The 16356-nt window shown below is 67.3% G+C and carries 16 protein-coding genes; 13 read left to right on the top strand and 3 right to left on the bottom strand.

All coding sequences use genetic code 11. The features are described 5' to 3' along the window. The first annotated feature begins 20 nt into the window (after positions 1 to 20). The 6 genes from CLD20_RS17210 to CLD20_RS17185 all read left to right on the top strand — a co-directional run bounded on the left by CLD20_RS17210 (position 21) and on the right by CLD20_RS17185 (position 5579). A complete protein-coding gene (locus CLD20_RS17210; protein WP_224407901.1) occupies positions 21 to 1679 on the top strand; it encodes a nitrite/sulfite reductase in 1659 nt (552 codons plus the stop codon). Further along, positions 1666 to 2379 carry a phosphoadenylyl-sulfate reductase gene (locus CLD20_RS17205; RefSeq protein WP_224407900.1) on the top strand — a complete coding sequence of 238 codons (714 nt, stop codon included), beginning with the start codon at positions 1666 to 1668 and terminating at the stop codon, positions 2377 to 2379. Before CLD20_RS17210 ends, CLD20_RS17205 begins: the two co-directional genes overlap by 14 nt. A 31-nt stretch (positions 2380 to 2410) precedes the next feature. Then, the gene (locus CLD20_RS17200; protein ID WP_224407899.1) at positions 2411 to 2941 is read left to right on the top strand and encodes a DUF934 domain-containing protein; all 531 of its coding nucleotides are present in this window, start codon (positions 2411 to 2413) and stop codon (positions 2939 to 2941) included. 9 nt (positions 2942 to 2950) lie between these two features. Continuing rightward, entirely contained in the window at positions 2951 to 3265 is a 315-nt protein-coding gene (locus CLD20_RS17195; protein WP_224407898.1) for a 2Fe-2S iron-sulfur cluster-binding protein, read from the top strand. Positions 3266 to 3424: 159 nt separating this feature from the next. Further along, positions 3425 to 4627 (top strand): MFS transporter, encoded by a 1203-nt coding sequence (locus tag CLD20_RS17190; protein ID WP_224407897.1) that lies wholly within the window; start codon positions 3425 to 3427, stop codon positions 4625 to 4627. A gap of 28 nt (positions 4628 to 4655) precedes the next feature. Continuing rightward, on the top strand, positions 4656 to 5579 hold the full coding sequence (locus tag CLD20_RS17185; RefSeq protein ID WP_224407896.1) for a sugar kinase: 924 nt from the start codon (positions 4656 to 4658) through the stop codon (positions 5577 to 5579). A gap of 9 nt (positions 5580 to 5588) precedes the next feature. Here the strand turns inward: CLD20_RS17185 and CLD20_RS17180 are convergent, their stop codons facing one another. Beyond that, positions 5589 to 6326, bottom strand: coding sequence for a cytochrome c biogenesis protein CcdA (locus CLD20_RS17180; protein ID WP_224407895.1), 738 nt, complete (start codon positions 6324 to 6326; stop codon positions 5589 to 5591). A 198-nt stretch (positions 6327 to 6524) separates the two neighbouring features. On the opposite strand from CLD20_RS17180, the gene CLD20_RS17175 reads away from it, so the two are divergent. After that, positions 6525 to 6932 (top strand): helix-turn-helix transcriptional regulator, encoded by a 408-nt coding sequence (locus CLD20_RS17175; protein WP_224407894.1) that lies wholly within the window; start codon positions 6525 to 6527, stop codon positions 6930 to 6932. Here the strand turns inward: CLD20_RS17175 and CLD20_RS17170 are convergent. After that, the gene (locus tag CLD20_RS17170; RefSeq protein WP_224407893.1) at positions 6842 to 7642 is read right to left on the bottom strand and encodes an ABC transporter ATP-binding protein; all 801 of its coding nucleotides are present in this window, start codon (positions 7640 to 7642) and stop codon (positions 6842 to 6844) included. The two genes, CLD20_RS17175 and CLD20_RS17170, sit on opposite strands and share 91 nt — an antisense overlap. A gap of 116 nt (positions 7643 to 7758) precedes the next feature. On the opposite strand from CLD20_RS17170, the gene zwf reads away from it, so the two are divergent. From zwf to pgi, 5 genes are all read left to right on the top strand, one after another. Continuing rightward, a complete protein-coding gene (gene zwf, locus CLD20_RS17165; protein WP_224407892.1) occupies positions 7759 to 9240 on the top strand; it encodes a glucose-6-phosphate dehydrogenase in 1482 nt (493 codons plus the stop codon). Continuing rightward, positions 9237 to 9935: a 6-phosphogluconolactonase gene (gene pgl / locus CLD20_RS17160; RefSeq protein WP_224407891.1), complete on the top strand. Its 699-nt coding sequence runs from the start codon at positions 9237 to 9239 to the stop codon at positions 9933 to 9935. Before zwf ends, pgl begins: the two co-directional genes overlap by 4 nt. Before the next feature lie 14 nt (positions 9936 to 9949). Next, the gene (edd, locus tag CLD20_RS17155; protein ID WP_224407890.1) at positions 9950 to 11791 is read left to right on the top strand and encodes a phosphogluconate dehydratase; all 1842 of its coding nucleotides are present in this window, start codon (positions 9950 to 9952) and stop codon (positions 11789 to 11791) included. Positions 11792 to 11858: 67 nt separating this feature from the next. Beyond that, positions 11859 to 12500 (top strand): bifunctional 4-hydroxy-2-oxoglutarate aldolase/2-dehydro-3-deoxy-phosphogluconate aldolase, encoded by a 642-nt coding sequence (eda, locus tag CLD20_RS17150; RefSeq protein WP_224407889.1) that lies wholly within the window; start codon positions 11859 to 11861, stop codon positions 12498 to 12500. 4 nt (positions 12501 to 12504) lie between these two features. Beyond that, on the top strand, positions 12505 to 14142 hold the full coding sequence (gene pgi / locus CLD20_RS17145) for a glucose-6-phosphate isomerase (RefSeq protein ID WP_224407888.1): 1638 nt from the start codon (positions 12505 to 12507) through the stop codon (positions 14140 to 14142). Here the strand turns inward: pgi and CLD20_RS17140 are convergent. Then, positions 14121 to 14903 (bottom strand): hydroxypyruvate isomerase family protein, encoded by a 783-nt coding sequence (locus CLD20_RS17140; protein ID WP_224407887.1) that lies wholly within the window; start codon positions 14901 to 14903, stop codon positions 14121 to 14123. The two genes, pgi and CLD20_RS17140, sit on opposite strands and share 22 nt — an antisense overlap. A 258-nt stretch (positions 14904 to 15161) precedes the next feature. Here CLD20_RS17140 and CLD20_RS17135 point away from each other — a divergent pair, with 258 nt between their 5' ends. After that, a complete protein-coding gene (locus CLD20_RS17135) occupies positions 15162 to 16352 on the top strand; it encodes a sirohydrochlorin chelatase (RefSeq protein ID WP_224407886.1) in 1191 nt (396 codons plus the stop codon). Positions 16353 to 16356: the final 4 nt, after the last annotated feature.

Below are 16356 nucleotides of genomic sequence, written 5' to 3'. Positions count from 1 at the left end.
AGAACCCCGCAGGATATTTCATGTACCGCTACGACGAATTCGACCAGAGCTTCGTGGAAGCCCGCCTGGAGCAGTTCCGCGGCCAGGTGGCGCGCCGGCTGGCCGGCGAGCTCTCGGAGGACGAGTTCAAGCCGCTTCGGCTGATGAACGGCGTCTACCTGCAGCTCCACGCCTATATGCTGCGGGTCGCCATCCCCTACGGCACGCTCTCCGGCCGGCAGATGCGCATGCTCGCCCATGTGGCGCGCACATACGATCGCGGCTACGGACATTTCACCACGCGCCAGAACATCCAGTACAACTGGCCGCGCCTCGTCGACATTCCCGATCTTCTGGCCGACCTCGCCAAGGTTGAGATGCATGCCATCCAGACATCGGGCAATTGCATCCGCAACGTCACGGCCGACCATCTCGCCGGGGCGGCGGCGGACGAGGTCGCCGATCCGAGGCCCTATGCGGAGATCCTGCGCCAGTGGTCGTCGATCCACCCGGAATTTTCCTTCCTGCCGCGCAAGTTCAAGATCGCGGTGACCGGCTCCGCCCGCGACCGGGCGGCGATCCAGACCCACGATATCGGCCTGCAGGTGAAGCGCGACGAGAACGGCGTGCTCGGCTTTGCCGTCTGGATCGGTGGCGGCCAGGGCCGCACGCCGATGATCGCCAAGAAGGTGCGCGAGTTCCTGCCCGAGGAGGACCTCCTCTCCTACGTCACGGCGATCCTGAGGGTCTACAATCTCTCCGGAAGGCGGGACAACAAGTACAAGGCGCGCATCAAGATCCTCGTCCACGAGACGGGAACGGAAGAGCTGAAGGCCGAGATCGAACGCGAATTCGAGGCGCTCAAAGAGAGCGAGCTGAAGCTGCCCGACGAGGACATCCGCAAGATCGCCGGCTATTTCGCGCTGCCGGGCCTGGCGGAACGGCCGGCGCGTTCTGAGGGCTTCGACAGGGCGCGCGGCGAAAATCCGGTCTTCGCGGCCTGGGTGGAGCGGAACGTGGAAGCCCACAAGGTGCCCGGCCATGCCTCCGTCACCATTTCGCTGAAGCCGATCGGTGGCGTTCCGGGCGACGCTTCGGCCGAGCAGATGGATGCGATCGCGGAGATCGCCGAGAAATGGGGCCATGACGAGCTGCGCGTCAGCCACGAGCAGAACCTCATCCTGCCGCATGTGGCGCTCGACGATCTCGCGGCGGTCTATGCGGCTCTGGTGGAGATCGGGCTCGCCGACGGCAATGCCGGCCTCATCACCGATATCATCGCCTGCCCGGGGCTCGACTATTGCGCGCTCGCCAATGCGCGCTCGATTCCGATCGCCCAGGGGCTCTCCAATCGCTTCGGCGATCCGGAGCGGCAGCGGCAAATCGGCGAGTTGAAGATCAAGATTTCTGGTTGCATCAACGCCTGCGGCCACCACCATGTCGGCCATATCGGCATCCTCGGCGTGGAGAAGAAAGGCCAGGAGTTTTACCAGATCACCCTCGGTGGCTCGGGCGACGAAAACACCTCGATCGGCGAGATCATCGGCAGGGGGTTCTCCTCCGAGGAGGTGGTGGATGCCGTCGAGACGCTGGTCGACCGTTACCTCGATCTGCGACTGGATCGGGAGGAGAACTTCCTTTCGGCCTATCGCCGGCTGGGCCAGGAGCCTTTCAAGGAGGCGCTCTATGGCGCTTCCTGAGGGGACGGATCCGGAGGTGGCCGGCAGGGCGGCGGCGCTGGAGGCGCGCTTCGGCAGCGAAAGCCCGCAGAAAATCCTCGCGGCGGCGCTCGACCGGTACGGGCCGGACGAGATCGCGGCGGTGACGAGCTTCGGGGCGGAATCGGCCGTCTGGCTGCACATGCTCGCCGGGATCGACCCCAACGTGCCGATCCTCTTCATCGATACGGGCAAGCATTTCGCCGCGACGCACCGCTACCGCGAAACGCTGACGGAAGCGTTCGCGCTCACTGACGTGCGCCTCATCCGGCCCGATGCGGCGGCGCTTTCGGCCGAAGACGGGAACGGCATGCTGTTTTCGGCCGATCCGGACCATTGCTGCCGGTTGCGCAAGACCGAGCCGCTGAAGCGGGCTCTCTTGCCCTTCCCGGCCTGGATCAACGGCCGCAAGCGCCATCAGAGCGCGACGCGGGCGCATATTCCGGCCTTCGAAGCGGACGGCACGCGCCTCAAGATCAACCCGCTCGCCAATTGGGGGCGGGAGGAAATCGCCGCCTATGCGGCGCGCTTCGACCTGCCCCGCAATCCGCTGGTGAAAGAGGGCTATGCCTCGATCGGCTGCATGCCCTGCACCTCGCAGGTGAGACCGGGCGAGGACGAGCGCGCCGGGCGCTGGCGCGGGCGCGACAAGACCGAATGCGGCATCCATCTCGGCCTGTGAGGCCGGGCAACGCAATCACGGAAGAGACGAGATGAGCGAGAATACGCGCCTGTGGCGCCGCGCCGGCTTTGCCGCGGACGAATGGCGGATCGTGACGGCGGAGGAGGCTATCCCCGCCGAGGAGAAAGTGATCGTGCCCGCGGCCCGGCTCGAGGAAATCGCGGCGGAGGCCCGGCTCGCCCCGGTGGGGGCGCTGCTCGGCGCCGGCGAGGCGATCGACCTCCTCGTGCCGCATCTGGCCGGGCTGGAGCTGATCGCGCTCGATTTTCCCCGCTTTTCGGACGGGCGCTCCTTTTCCAAGGCGGAGATCCTGCGCAGGAGGCACGGCTTTGCCGGCGAGATCCGGGCGGTGGGCGACGTCATCCTCGACCAGATCCCGCTGATGCTGCGCTGCGGCTTCGATGCCTTTCTCATCGGCCACCAGCCGACGCTCGGCTCTCTCGCAAAGGGCGAGATGCCCTCGATCGACCTCTACTACCAGCCGGCGCAGGGCGAGGAAGCCCCGGTGGCGGGACGCTCCTGGGCGCGCCGGCCGGCCATCAAGAACGCCGAAAAGGCCTGACGGGACATCATGAAGATCAATGTGATTGACGAAGCCGGCGCGATGCACGCGCTGGAAGCGCTCCCCGGGTGGCGGGTGATGGAGATCATCCGCGACTGGGGGCTGCCGATCAAAGCCGAATGCGGCGGGGCCTGCGCCTGCGCCACCTGCCATGTCTACGTGGAGCCGGAATGGCAGGAGAAGATCCATCCTCCGCACGAGGAGGAGGTCGACCGGCTCGACGAAGCCTTCGCGGTGGAAGACAATTCCCGCCTGTCCTGCCAGATCCTGATGTCGGAGGAACTTGACGGCCTGACCGTGCGCCTCGCCCCGAATTTCGACTGATCCGGCCGATTTCGACTGATCGGACCGGGCTCCGCCGGAACGCCAGGCGGCGCAAAAAAGCGACGAGACGGGCGCTCGAAGCGCTTCAATCCGCAACGGAAACTGACTAGAGCGAATGGCTAGCGGCCGCGTTTGGCGGCCGGTCGGAGCCTTCATCACATGGCGATGAGCGTGCGCCAGCCGATCTGGCTGCGGACGGCGGTACGGGAACCGGGCGCGCGCGCCTTCGCCATCCTGTTCGCGATCGAATCGCTGTCGCGCGCCTCCATCACCAGCGTCATCCCGATAGAGGCCTACGACCTCCTCAAGGACGAACAGGCCGTCTCGCTTCTCTACACGCTCGTCGGCATCGCCTCGCTGGGTGCGACGCTGATGATCCCGGTCCTGGTGCAGAAGATCGCCCGCCGGCGTGTCTATACGCTCGGCGCGCTGTCGCTCATCGGTGCCTGCGCAGCCTTCGCGGCCTACACGATCGAGGGCCAGGCGGCCGGCATGTTCCTGCGCGTCTTCGGGGCGAGCTCGCTCGCCGTGACGCTCAACCTCTACATCATGGATTTCATCCGAAAGCAGGACGTGGTGCGATCGGAATCGCTGAGGATGGCGGCGGCGACGCTCTCCTGGTCGCTCGGTCCCGGCTTCGGCGTCTTCCTCTACACGCGCTACGGCGTCGCCGCCCCCTATCTGTGGTCGGCGGCCTGCGCGGCCGTGCTGCTTGCCACCTTCTGGTTCTTTCGCCTCTCCGACAACAAGGCGATCGTGCCGGGCCGGATCAAGCCGGCGAACCCCGTCGCCAATATCGGCTCGTTCATCCGCCAGCCGCGCCTGCGGCTCGCCTGGTTCATCGCCTTTACGCGCTCCTGCTACTGGAACACGCTCTACATCTATGCGCCGATCCTGATGGTGGCGACGGGCGAGGGAAAGCTCGCCGGCGGCCTCGTCGTCTCGGCCGCCAACATGCTCCTGTTCAGCGCGCTCGCCTGGGGCCGCCTCGGCGCCAGGCTCGGCGTGCGGCGCGTCGTTCCCCTCTGTTTCCTCGGCATCTTCGCGGCGGCGATGGCGGCCGGCCTTTTCGGGGTCGCAAGCCCCTGGTTCGCCGCCTTCTTTCTCCTGTCCGGCGCGCTCTTCGCCGTCGGGCTCGACGCTGTCGGCAATGCACCGTTCCTGCGCGCGGTGCATTCCTACGAGCGGGCGCAGATGACCTCCGTCTATCGCACGAATCTCGAACTCTCCGAGCTGCTGCCGCCCGCGGTCTACGCGGTCATCCTCGGCTTCTTCGGCCTCGATGCCGTGTTCATCGCGCTCGCCCTCTTCACGCTCCTCGCGGCCCTGGTTTCCTGGCGCTACCTGCCGGATTCCATGTAGAAGGCGGGCGCAAAAGGCGGAGGAAGGCATGGGCGGCAGCGTTCTTGCGATCGGCGAGTGCATGGTGGAGCTGTTGAAGGAGGCGGGCGGCGGCTGCGGCCTGCGTTATGGCGGCGACACCTTCAACACCGCCGTCTACCTCGCGCGCGAAGGGGTCGCGGCCGGCTATGCCACGGCGCTCGGCGAGGGTGATCCGTTCTCCGAAGCGATCCTCGATCTTGCCCGCGCCGAGGGCGTGGCGACCGACGCGGTCCTCACCGTCCCGGGCCGCCTGCCGGGCCTTTACGCCATCGACATCGATGCGGCGGGCGAGCGACGCTTCTTTTACTGGCGCCAGAACGCACCGGCGCGCCAGCTTTTCGAACTCGATGGCGCCGAAAGGGTGGTCGAGGCGATGGCCTCGGCCGAATGGGTCTATTTCTCCGGTATCACCCTCGGCATCTATTCCGATACCGGCCTTTCCTGCTTCCATGACGCACTGGAAGCGGCCCGGGCGGCCGGCACGAAGATCGCGTTCGACGGCAATTTCCGGCCCGCGCTCTGGGGTGGCGACATCGAGCGCGCGCGCGAAGTCTATCGCCGCTTTCTGCCGCTCGCTTCGCTGCTGCTTCCCTCCGGCGACGACGAGCGTCTCCTCTGGGGCCTCGGCGAGGGGGACGATGTCGCTGGCCGGCTCGCCGGATACGGGGCGGAAGAGGTCGTGATGAAGAATGGCGGCGGCGAGATCGTCCTGTGGGCCGATGGCTGCGCGAGGACGATCGATCTGCCTGAGCGCGTCGCGCCGGTCGACACGACAGCGGCGGGAGATAGCTTCAACGCCGCCTATCTTGCCGCCCGCATCGCCGGCCTCTCCCCTGAGGAGGCGGTCGCACGCGGCGATGCGCTCGCCCGGCACGTGATCATGCACCGCGGTGCCATCGTGCCCCGCCGCGAATGCGACACGGCCCCGTAGGGCATTCGTTCAGCCGACGGCCTGCAGCGTCGGGAACGTCTCCAGAAGCCAGTAGGAAAGGCTCGCCATGTCGCCGGTCAGAAACAGGATGCCGGTCAGGACGAGGAGGCCGCCCATCGCCTTTTCCACCGTGCCCATGTGGCGGCGGAAGCCGGAGGCCCATTTGAGGAACGGTCCGGCGAAGGCGGCGGCCAGCAGGAAGGGCAGGCCCATCCCCATCCCGTAGATGAAGAGGAGGAGCGCGCCCTCCGGCGCCGAGCCCTCGCGGCCGGCAAGCGCCAGGATGGTACCGAGGGCCGGGCCGACACAGGGAGTCCAGCCGAAGGCGAAGGCAAGGCCGATAAGATAGGCGCCGAGGAGGCCGGGAGGCTTGTCGCGCACCTGGAAGCGGGCCTCGCGGTAGAACAGGCCGATGCGGAAGACGCCGAGGAAGTGCAGGCCGAAGCCGATGATGACGATGCCCGCGGCGATGGCGAGCCAGTTCTTGTACTGGGCGAGAAGCTGGCCGATGCCGGAGGCCGTCATACCGAGAAGCACGAAGACGGTGGTGAAGCCGAGAACGAAGGCGAGGGCGGCGGCGAAGACCTTTTGCGTCAGCCCGGGCGGCACCTTGCCCTCGCCCGAAAGCTCTTCCAGCGAGACGCCGGCGATGAAGCAGAGCGAGGCCGGTACGATGGGCAGAACGCAGGGCGAAACGAAGGACAGCAGCCCACCGATGAAGGCGCCGATCCAGGTGATGTCGAGCACGGTCTCTCCTCTCCCGGCATCTGCGCGCCGCCCCCGACGCGCCCCCGGGTTATTGGTCCCTAGCCGAACGTTGAAGACGTTCTAAAGACGGACAAGATAGTGTATTTGTGGGCGTAACGCATTGACCTGCCGAGGTGCCGCTCTGTCGCATTTGGACGCGGCCAGCCCGATCACTGAGCCTGAGCGAGCGAAAAACACATGCCGCCTGCCACCCGGATTGCACAAGACGATGTCCTTGACGAGTCCGAACTGCCGCGCATGGCCGACAAGGCCAAGGCGGCAAGCGATTTCCTCAAGGCGCTCTCGCATGAGAGCCGGTTGATGATCCTCTGTCACCTCGCGGAGGGTGAAAAGTCCGTGACCGAGCTGGAGAACCTTCTGGCGCTGCGCCAGCCGACGGTCTCGCAGCAGCTGGCAAGGCTGAGGCTGGAAGGCCTCGTCGCCACCAGGCGGGACGGCAAGGCTATCTACTACAGCATCACTTCCGGCAAGGCGCGTCGCATCATCGAGGTCGTCTACGACATGTTCTGCGGCGCCGGTCTCGAGGGGGAAGAAGATGCGCTTCCTTCCGACAGGAGCCGGCGCAACTCTTCCACAACCGTCTGAAAGGCAGCCTCGCTGCGATGCTCCGGCTGGCGCGGCATCGGCGCGGCGTTTTCAGCCTCGCCGACGATCCTGCCCGGACGCGAGGAGAAGACCAGGACGCGGGCGGCGAGGAAAGCCGCCTCGTAGACCGAGTGCGTCACGAACAGCACCGTGAAGCCAAGCTCGGCCTGCAGCGCCGAAAGCTCCTCGCCGAGGCGGAAGCGCGTCATCTCGTCGAGCGCGGCGAAGGGCTCGTCGAGAAGCAGGAGATCGGGCCGGGTGACGAGGGCGCGCGCCAGCGAGGCGCGCATCGCCATGCCGCCGGAAAGACGGGAGGGCAGCGTCTTGGCAAAATCGGCAAGCCCGACCCTTTCCAGCGCCTCGGCGACGGAACGGTCCGCCTCGCGCCGCGGCACATGGCGGAGCGTCAGCGGCAGGCGGATATTCTCGGCAAGGCTTGCCCAGGGCATCAGGGTCGGCGTCTGGAAGACATAGCCGATTTCCGGCGCCCCGCCCGAGGCCGCGTGGTCGACGCTCAGCCGGCCCGCCGTCGGGGCTTCCAGGCCCGCCACGAGGCGCAGGAGCGTCGTCTTCCCGCAACCCGACGGGCCGAGCAGGGCGACGAATTCTCCGGGCTCCACGCGAAGCGAGATATCGCGCAGCGTCTCCAGCCCGTCCGGGAACACCTTGCCGAGGCTCTCGGCCGCGATCGCCGCGCCGCTTGCCTTCATTGCCCTTTCACCACAGGTGTCCATCCTATGCCGAGCCCGCATCACCGCGTCGCCGGAATCGAGCCTGCCATGAGCGCTGTCCATTCACTCATCCTTTCTTCCCAAGGCATTTCTTCATGACCTATCGCGTCATACCGGTCGAGCCCTTCGACTACGTCGTCTTCGGAGGCACGGGCGATCTCGCCCGCCGCAAGCTGCTTCCGGCCCTCTATCACCGCATGCTCGACGGGCAGATCCCGGAAGAGAGCCGCATCGTCGCCGTCTCGCGCCGCAAGATGACCGACGACGAGTATCGGGCGATGACCGAGGAGGCTCTGAGGGAGTTCGTCCAGCCGGATGCGGGCTCTGCCGAGGTCATGCAGAAATTTCTGCAGATGCTCTCCTACCGCTCGCTCGATGCGAAAGCCGACGAGGGGTGGGACGAGCTCTGCAACGAGCTCGGGGACAGCAACGAGCGCGTCCGCGCTTTCTACCTCGCCGTGGGCCCAGACCTCTTCGACGATATCTGCCGGCGGCTCGGCCGCCATTGTCTCGTCACGGAGAATTCCCGCGTCGTCATCGAAAAGCCGGTGGGGCGCGACCTCGCCTCGGCCAGGGAAGTGAACGATGCGGTGGCGACGGCCTTCTCGGAAAGCCAGATCTTCCGCATCGACCACTATCTCGGCAAGGAGACCGTGCAGAACCTGATGGCGCTGCGCTTCGCCAACACGCTGTTCGAGCCGCTCTGGAATTCCGCCCATATCGACCATGTGCAGATCACCGTGGCGGAGACGCTCGGCGTCGGGTCGCGCGGCGAGTATTACGACACGTCCGGCGCCCTTCGCGACATGATGCAGAACCACCTCACGCAGCTTCTGTGCCTCGTCGCCATGGAGCCGCCCGACGTCTTCGACGCCAATTCGGTGCGCGACGAGAAGCTGAAGGTCATCCGGGCGCTGAAGCCGATCGACGAGGACAATTACGAGCGGCTGACGGTGCGCGGGCAATACCGCGCCGGCGCCTCCGACGGCGGCGCGGTGCCGGGCTATGTGGAGGAGCTTGCCTCCGGTAAGAGCCGCACGGAGACCTTCGTCGCCCTCAAGGCGGAAGTGGCCAACTGGCGCTGGGCCGGGGTGCCCTTCTATCTGAGGACCGGCAAGCGCCTTGCCGAGCGCGTCTCGGAGATCGTCATCACCTTCCGCGCCATCCCGCATTCGATCTTCCCGCGCGATTCCGGCGTCATCTCGCAGAACCGGCTCGTCCTGCGCCTGCAGCCGGATGAGGGCGTGAAGCAGTGGATCATGATCAAGGATCCGGGGCCCGGCGGCATGCGCCTCAACTATGTGCCGCTCGACATGAGCTTTGCCGAATCCTTCGAGGAGCGCTATCCCGACGCCTACGAGCGGCTGCTGCTCGACGTCATTCGCGGCAACCAGACCCTGTTCATGCGCCGCGACGAGGTCGAGGCGGCCTGGGCATGGATCGATCCGATCCGCGAGGCCTGGGACAAGGACGGCTCGGCGCCGGCGGCCTATACGGCCGGGACCTGGGGACCCTCCGCCGCGATCGCGCTGATCGAGCGGGACGGGCGCACCTGGCACGAGGACACGATTCGATGACCATCCATCGGCACGATCATTCCGGCCGCGAAGCCGTTGCCGAGGCTCTTGCGGACCGCGTCGCCGAAGAGCTTTCGGGAGCCATCGACGATGATGGGCAGGCCTCGCTTGCCGTTTCCGGCGGCTCCACCCCGAAGCTCTTCTTCGAAAAGCTTGCCCTGCGCGATCTCGACTGGGAGCATGTCACCATAACGCTCGTCGACGAGCGTTGGGTGCCGGCCGATCACGAGCGCTCCAATGCGCGGCTCGCCCGCGAGCATCTTTTGCGCGCCAAGGCGGCGGCAGCGCGTTTCGTGCCGCTCTATACGGGCGCGCCGACGCCCGAGGACGGGGTGGGCGCGGCCATCCTGCATGTGGAGACCGTGCTTCTTCCCTTCGCCAGCGTCGTCCTCGGCATGGGCGGCGACGGGCACACGGCTTCCTGGTTTCCCGGCGGCGACAACCTTTCGGCCGCCATCGACCCCGTCACCGACATGCCGCTCCTGCCGATGCGGGCCGAGGCGGCCGGCGAGCCGCGCATCACCTTCACGCTGACCCCGCTCCTGAAGACCCGTTCGCTGATCCTGCATGTGGAGGGAGAGGACAAGCTCACCGTTCTGGAGGCCGCTCTCGGCGAGGGGCCGGTCGAAGAAATGCCGATCCGCGCTATCCTGCGGCAGAGCGAAGTCCCCCTCGACATCTATACCGCCCCTTGAGGGCAGGAGGCCTGATGTCCGTCCGATCCGAAATCGCCGCCGTGACCGCCGCCATCGCCGAGCGCTCGAAGGCCGGCCGCGAGGCCTATCTCGCGCGCATCGCCACCGCGTGCGACGCTGGCCCGCGCCGGGGCACGCTGTCCTGCGGAAACCTTGCCCATGGCTTTGCCGCCTGCGGCGGGGCCGACAAGGCCGCGCTTGCCGGCGATACGGTGCCCAATCTCGGCATCGTCACCGCCTATAACGACATGCTCTCCGCCCACCAGCCCTACGAGCGCTTCCCCGACGTGATCCGCAAGGCGGCGCAGGAGGCGGGCGGCGTCGCCCAGGTCGCGGGCGGCGTGCCGGCGATGTGCGACGGCGTCACCCAGGGCCAGCCGGGCATGGACCTGTCGCTCTTCTCGCGCGAGGTCATCGCCATGTCGGCGGGCGTGGCGCTGTCGCACAACATGTTCGACGCGGCGGTCTTCCTCGGCATCTGCGACAAGATCGTGCCGGGCCTGATGATCGGCGCGCTCGCCTTCGGCCATCTGCCGGCCGTCTTCATCCCGGCCGGGCCGATGCCCTCGGGCCTGCCCAACGACGAGAAGGCGCGCATCCGCCAGCTCTATGCGGAGGGCAAGATCGACCGGGCGGGGCTTCTGGAGGCGGAATCCAAATCCTATCACGGGCCGGGCACCTGCACCTTCTACGGCACGGCCAATTCCAACCAGATGCTGATGGAGATCATGGGCCTGCACCTGCCGGGCGCCTCCTTCGTCAACCCGAACACGCCGCTGCGAGACGCGCTGACACGAGCGGCGGCCAAACGGGCGCTCGCCATCACCGCGCTCGGCAACGAATACACGCCCGTCGGCGAGGTCATCGACGAAAAGGCGATCGTCAACGGCATCGTCGGCCTGCATGCCACCGGCGGCTCGACCAACCACACGCTCCACATCGTCGCGATCGCGCGGGCGGCGGGCATCCATGTCACCTGGGACGATTTCGCCCGGCTCTCGGAGGTCGTGCCGCTGATCGCCCGCGTCTATCCGAACGGGCTTTCGGACGTGAACCATTTCCACGCCGCGGGCGGCATGGGCTTTCTGATCGGCTCGCTGCTCGACAACGGTCTCTTGCACGAGGATGTGCGCACCGTCGCCGGCGGGGGGCTTCAGAGCTACAGGCGCGAAGCGGTGCTGGGGGCGCAGGGCGAGGCGGACTGGCGCGAGGCGCCGGAGAAAAGCCTCGACGAGAACGTGCTGCGCCCCGCCTCCAATCCCTTTCAGGCGAGCGGCGGGCTGAAGCTTCTCACCGGCAATCTCGGCCGCGCCGTCATCAAGATCTCGGCGGTGAAGCCGGAGCGGCATGTGGTGGAGGCGCCGGCGATCGTCTTTTCCACGCAGGAAGAGCTTCTGGCCGCCTTCAAGGCCGGCGAGCTCGAACGCGACTTCGTCGCCGTCGTCCGCTTCCAGGGCCCGCGCGCCAACGGCATGCCGGAGCTCCACAAGCTCACCCCGCAGCTCGGCGTTCTACAGGATCGCGGCTTTGCCGTGGCGCTGGTCACGGACGGGCGCATGTCCGGCGCCTCCGGCAAGGTGCCGGCGGCGATCCACGTGACGCCGGAGGCCGTCTCCGGCGGCCCGATCGCCAGGGTCCGCACGGGCGACATCCTGCGCGTCGATGCCAAGGCCGGCACGCTCGCCGCGCTCGTCGACGAGGCGGAATGGGCGGCGCGCGAGCCGGTCAAGGGCGACCTCTCCGCCAACCAGTTCGGCATGGGCCGCGAGCTCTTTTCGGCCTTCCGCGCCATGGCCGGCCCCGCCGAGGAGGGCGCCGGCGTCACCGTCCTGAGCGCGCCGGCCGAGGCGGCGTAAGGGCGCATCGGCGGCGCGCGATATCGACCTATCTCGACAAGAACGAAAATCCCCGACCGAGAGAGAAATGGACAAGACCGAAGAACTGGAAGTCATTCTGGACGGGTCGCCCGTCCTGCCCGTCATCGTGCTCGATGACGCCGAGGCGGCGGTGCCGCTCGCCCGCGCACTCCATGCCGGCGGCATCAAGGCCATCGAGGTGACGCTGAGGACGGAGGCCGCCTTCGAGGCGGTGCGGCGGATCGCCGAGGAGGTCGAGGAGGTCGCGGTCGGCGTCGGCACGGTGCTCGCGCCCGACCACCTCACCCGGGCGGAGCGTGCCGGCGCCCGCTTCTGGGTTTCGCCGGGCATGAGCCCGCTCCTCAAGGAAGCGGCGAAATACTGCGTGCTGCCGGGGCTTCCGGGCGCTTCCTCCGCTTCCGAGGCGATGTCGCTGGTGGAGGCCGGCTACCATCTGCAAAAGTTCTTCCCGGCCGAGGCCGCGGGGGGTGTCGCCTATCTGAAGGCGCTTGGCGCGCCGCTGCCGGAGATCCGCTTCTGCCCGACGGGCGGCGTCTCGCCGGCCAATGCGGGGGCCTATCTCTCGCTTGCCAACGTCTTCACGGTCGGGGGCTCCTGGCTTGCCCCGCAAGATGCGATCGCCGCAGGCGACTGGGCGAGGATCGAAACCCTGGCGCGCGAGGCCAGCGCGCTCGGAAAGGCGGCCTGAAACCATGAAAGCAGCCGCCAAGACCGCGCTCGAAGCCCTCAAGGCCCATCACGAGGGGCTGAAGGACACGCATCTTTCCGACCTCTTCGCCGAGGATCCGGAGCGCTTTTCCCGTTTCTCCGTCTCCCTCGATGACGTCACGCTCGACTATTCGAAGAACCTTCTTACCGCCGAGACGGTGGAGCTCCTCACCCAGCTCGCCCGCGCCGCGGATGTCGAAGGGCTTCGCCAGAGCATGTTCTCCGGCGAGGCGATCAACATCACCGAAAAGCGCGCCGTGCTGCATACGGCGCTCCGCGCGCCCGAAAATGCGGGGATCGAGGTCGGCGGCGTCGACGTGACGCTCGGCGTGCACGACGTGCTGGAGCGGGTCGGCGCTTTCGCCGAGGGCGTGCGCTCCGGCAAGCTCGCCGGTTCCGGCGGCAAGGCTTTCACCGACGTCGTCAATATCGGCATCGGCGGCTCCGATCTCGGGCCGGCCATGGCGGTGGCGGCGCTGGCGCCCTATCGCGACGGCGGGCCGAGAGTGCATTTCGTCTCCAATGTCGACGGGGCGCACATCCACGACACGCTCCGGGAGCTCGATCCGGAACGGACGCTCTTCCTCATCGCCTCCAAGACCTTCACGACGCTGGAGACGATGACCAACGCCGCCTCGGCGCGCAAATGGCTGGTCGACCAGCTCGGCGAGGAGGCGGTGCCGGCGCATTTCGCCGCGCTCTCCACGAACCTCAAGAAGGTCGCGGAATTCGGCATAGACGAGGAGCGCGTCTTCGGCTTCTGGGACTGGGTCGGCGGGCGCTATTCCGTCTGGTCGGCGATCGGCCTGCCGCTCGCCATCTCCGTCGGCTTTGCCAACTTCAAGCGCTTCCTCGCCGGGGCGCGGAAGATGGACGAGCATTTCCGCTCCGCCCCGCTCGGCCAGAACCTTCCCGTCCTGATGGGCCTCATCGGCATCTGGCACCGCAATGTCTGCGGCTACGCCACGCAGGCCGTCATCGCCTACGACCAGCGGCTCAACCGCTTTGCCGCGCATCTGCAGCAGCTCGACATGGAATCGAACGGCAAGCGGGTGACGCGGGGAGGCAGGGCGGTCGACTACGAGACCGGACCGGTCGTCTGGGGCGAGCCCGGCACCAACGGCCAGCACGCCTTCTTCCAACTGATCCACCAGGGCACGGAGATCATCCCGGTCGATTTCCTCGCCGCCGCCGTGCCGGCCGAGGAGATGGGCGACCATCACGCCAAGCTTCTGGCCAATTGCCTCGCCCAGTCGCAGGCGCTCGCCTTCGGCAAGAGCGAGGCGGAGGTGCGCGCGGAGCTGAAGGAAAAGGGCATGGGCGAGGGCGAGATCAACCGGCTCGCGCCGCACAAGGTGTTTCCCGGCGACCGGCCTTCGAACACGCTCCTCTACCGGCGGCTCGATCCGGAAACGCTCGGGCTGCTGATTGCCCTCTACGAGCACCGCGTCTTCGTCATGGGGGCGATCTGGGACGTCAATTCCTTCGACCAGTGGGGCGTCGAGCTCGGCAAGGAACTCGCCGGCAAATTGCTCCCGGTCATCCGCGACGGCGAGGCGGGCGATGGCCTCGACGGCTCGACCGCCGGCCTCGTGGAACGCTACCGGCAGCTGGCCCGGTAGGCGGCGAGCCAGGAAAGGCCGGCCTCGACCTTGCCGCGCGGCCGGTACTCCGCGCCGATATAGCCCTTATAGCCGGCGGCCTCGATCGCCGGCAGCAGCCGCTCGTAGGAAAGCTCGCCCTCGTCCGGCTCGGCGCGTGAAGGCACGGCCGCGACCTGGATATGGCCGATCTTCGGCATCAGGCGTTCGATCCGCCGGGTGACGTCGCCTTCCATGATCTGGGCGTGGTAGCAGTCGAACTGCATCTTCAGATGCTCGGACGCCACCATGTCGAGGAAACGCTCGGCGATGGCGCTGGTGGAGAGGAAATAGCCCGGCACGTCGCGCGTGTTGATCGGCTCGATCACGGCCGTCAGGCCCTTCTCGCCGCATCGCCCGGCGGCGTAGGCGAGAAGCCGCGCAAAGGCCTCACGGCAGCGCCGCACCGGCATTTCGTGGCTCGGCACGCCGGCCATCACATGCACGGCCCGCCCGCCGAGATCGGCGGCCCATTCCACCGCCTCGTCGATCGCCGCGCGCGCCTCCGCTCCGCGCCCGGGCAGGGCCGAGAGGCCGAATTCGCCCGCGCGGCCCGGGCGCGTGTTGATGCCCAGCAGCGGCAGCCCGGTTTCGGCAAGAGCCGCCTTCAGCGCCTCGCGGCTCTCCTCGTAGGGAAAATGCAGCTCGACCGCGTCGAAGCCGGCTTCCTTGGCCGCACGGATGCGTTCCGGCAGCGGCAATTCCGCCCACAAGAGACCGAGATTGGCAGAGAATTTCAGCATGGCGTGGCTCCCGGACGGCAGGAGAGCAGAGCCAGCAGGGTGAGACAAGGCGCGCTCTGCCGGGGCGCCGGCTGCGATTGACGCGGGCGAGCCCGCTCTCTACAGCCGGGGGTTAGGGATGGTCGCCCCGCCAAGGGGCTGAAAGCGATCCCGGTGCGGCTGACCCCATCCGGGAGCCAAGGCCGGGGCCGTCCGAGCGACCTGCAGCGTTCCGCTGGCGGGCGGGCTTCCCTTATGTGTCAAAGCGAGGCCCCACCCATGTCCCTTTCCGCGCCGCCACACGAAAATTCCGGCAAAGAGAAGATCGGGCTGATGATCTGCGGTCACGGCAGCCGCAACCGCGCCGCCGTCGCCGAATTCGCCCGCCTTGCCGAGGCGGCGCGCAAGCTCTTCCCCGAATGGCCGGTCGAATACGGCTATCTGGAATTCGCCGAGCCGGTCATCCGCACAGGCCTCGACAAGCTGATCGAAGCCGGCTGCAACCGGATCCTCGCCGTGCCCGGCATGCTGTTTGCGGCGGGCCATGCCAAGAACGACATTCCCTCCGTCCTCAACACCTATCAGGCTGAGCGGGGCGTTCCGATCGATTACGGCCGCGATCTCGGCGTCGATCCGCGCATGATCAAGGCGGCCTCGGCGCGCATCTCCGAGGCGCTCGCCGCAGCGCCGTCCGACGTGCCGCTGCACGAGACGCTTCTCGTCGTCGTCGGGCGCGGCGCCTCCGATCCCGATGCCAATTCCAACGTCTCCAAGATCACCCGGATGCTGTGGGAAGGCTTCGGCTTCGGCTGGGCCGAAACGGCCTATTCCGGCGTCACCTTTCCGCTGGTGGAGCCCGGCCTCGAACACGCGGCAAGGCTCGGCTACAAGCGCATCGTCGTCTTCCCCTATTTCCTCTTCACCGGGGTTCTCGTCAGCCGCATCTACATGGGGATGGACGCCGTGGCCGAGCGCCATCCCGAGATAGAATTCATCAAGGCGAGCTATCTCAACGACCATCCGCAGGTGATCGCGACGCTGGCCGACCGGGCCAACGAGATCCTCAACGGCGCCAATTTGATGAACTGCCAGATGTGCAAGTACCGGGAGCAGATCCTGGGCTTCGAGGCGGAGATCGGACTGCCGCAGGAAAGCCACCACCATCACGTGGAGGGCGTCGGGTCGGGCTGCGATCTGTGCAACGCGGACGGCAGCTGCAACGGACGCTGCCAGGACGCGGCGCATACCCATGCCGGCGGCGAGCACCACCACGGTCACGACCATCATCACGACGACCATGGCCACGCGCATCATCACGATCATGATCACGGGCACAGCCATTCGCATGGCCATGACCACAAGCATGACGCCGGGCATGACCACGGGCACCACGGCGGGCATGATCATCACCACCATCCCTATCCGCATGCGGACCATCCGCTCGGACCACGCTCGATGAAGCGGCATTGAGGCG

The sequence above is a fragment of the Afifella sp. IM 167 genome, assembly GCF_020144925.1.
Classification (GTDB): domain Bacteria; phylum Pseudomonadota; class Alphaproteobacteria; order Rhizobiales; family Afifellaceae; genus Afifella.
The sequence above is the reverse complement of the archived record's forward strand: the minus strand, read 5'-3'. Positions and strand labels throughout refer to the sequence as shown.

Excerpts from the sequence above, each read along its gene's own strand:
- CLD20_RS17210 (WP_224407901.1), top strand. The coding sequence starts at position 21 with ATGTACCGCTACGACGAATTCGACCAGAGCTTCGTGGAAGCCCGCCTG.
- CLD20_RS17205 (WP_224407900.1), top strand. The coding sequence starts at position 1,666 with ATGGCGCTTCCTGAGGGGACGGATCCGGAGGTGGCCGGCAGGGCGGCG.
- CLD20_RS17200 (WP_224407899.1), top strand. The coding sequence starts at position 2,411 with ATGAGCGAGAATACGCGCCTGTGGCGCCGCGCCGGCTTTGCCGCGGAC.
- CLD20_RS17195 (WP_224407898.1), top strand. The coding sequence starts at position 2,951 with ATGAAGATCAATGTGATTGACGAAGCCGGCGCGATGCACGCGCTGGAA.
- CLD20_RS17190 (WP_224407897.1), top strand. The coding sequence starts at position 3,425 with ATGGCGATGAGCGTGCGCCAGCCGATCTGGCTGCGGACGGCGGTACGG.
- CLD20_RS17185 (WP_224407896.1), top strand. The coding sequence starts at position 4,656 with ATGGGCGGCAGCGTTCTTGCGATCGGCGAGTGCATGGTGGAGCTGTTG.
- CLD20_RS17175 (WP_224407894.1), top strand. The coding sequence starts at position 6,525 with ATGCCGCCTGCCACCCGGATTGCACAAGACGATGTCCTTGACGAGTCC.
- CLD20_RS17170 (WP_224407893.1), bottom strand. The coding sequence starts at position 7,642 with ATGAAGGCAAGCGGCGCGGCGATCGCGGCCGAGAGCCTCGGCAAGGTG.
- zwf (WP_224407892.1), top strand. The coding sequence starts at position 7,759 with ATGACCTATCGCGTCATACCGGTCGAGCCCTTCGACTACGTCGTCTTC.
- pgl (WP_224407891.1), top strand. The coding sequence starts at position 9,237 with ATGACCATCCATCGGCACGATCATTCCGGCCGCGAAGCCGTTGCCGAG.
- edd (WP_224407890.1), top strand. The coding sequence starts at position 9,950 with ATGTCCGTCCGATCCGAAATCGCCGCCGTGACCGCCGCCATCGCCGAG.
- eda (WP_224407889.1), top strand. The coding sequence starts at position 11,859 with ATGGACAAGACCGAAGAACTGGAAGTCATTCTGGACGGGTCGCCCGTC.
- pgi (WP_224407888.1), top strand. The coding sequence starts at position 12,505 with ATGAAAGCAGCCGCCAAGACCGCGCTCGAAGCCCTCAAGGCCCATCAC.
- CLD20_RS17140 (WP_224407887.1), bottom strand. The coding sequence starts at position 14,903 with ATGCTGAAATTCTCTGCCAATCTCGGTCTCTTGTGGGCGGAATTGCCG.
- CLD20_RS17135 (WP_224407886.1), top strand. The coding sequence starts at position 15,162 with ATGTCCCTTTCCGCGCCGCCACACGAAAATTCCGGCAAAGAGAAGATC.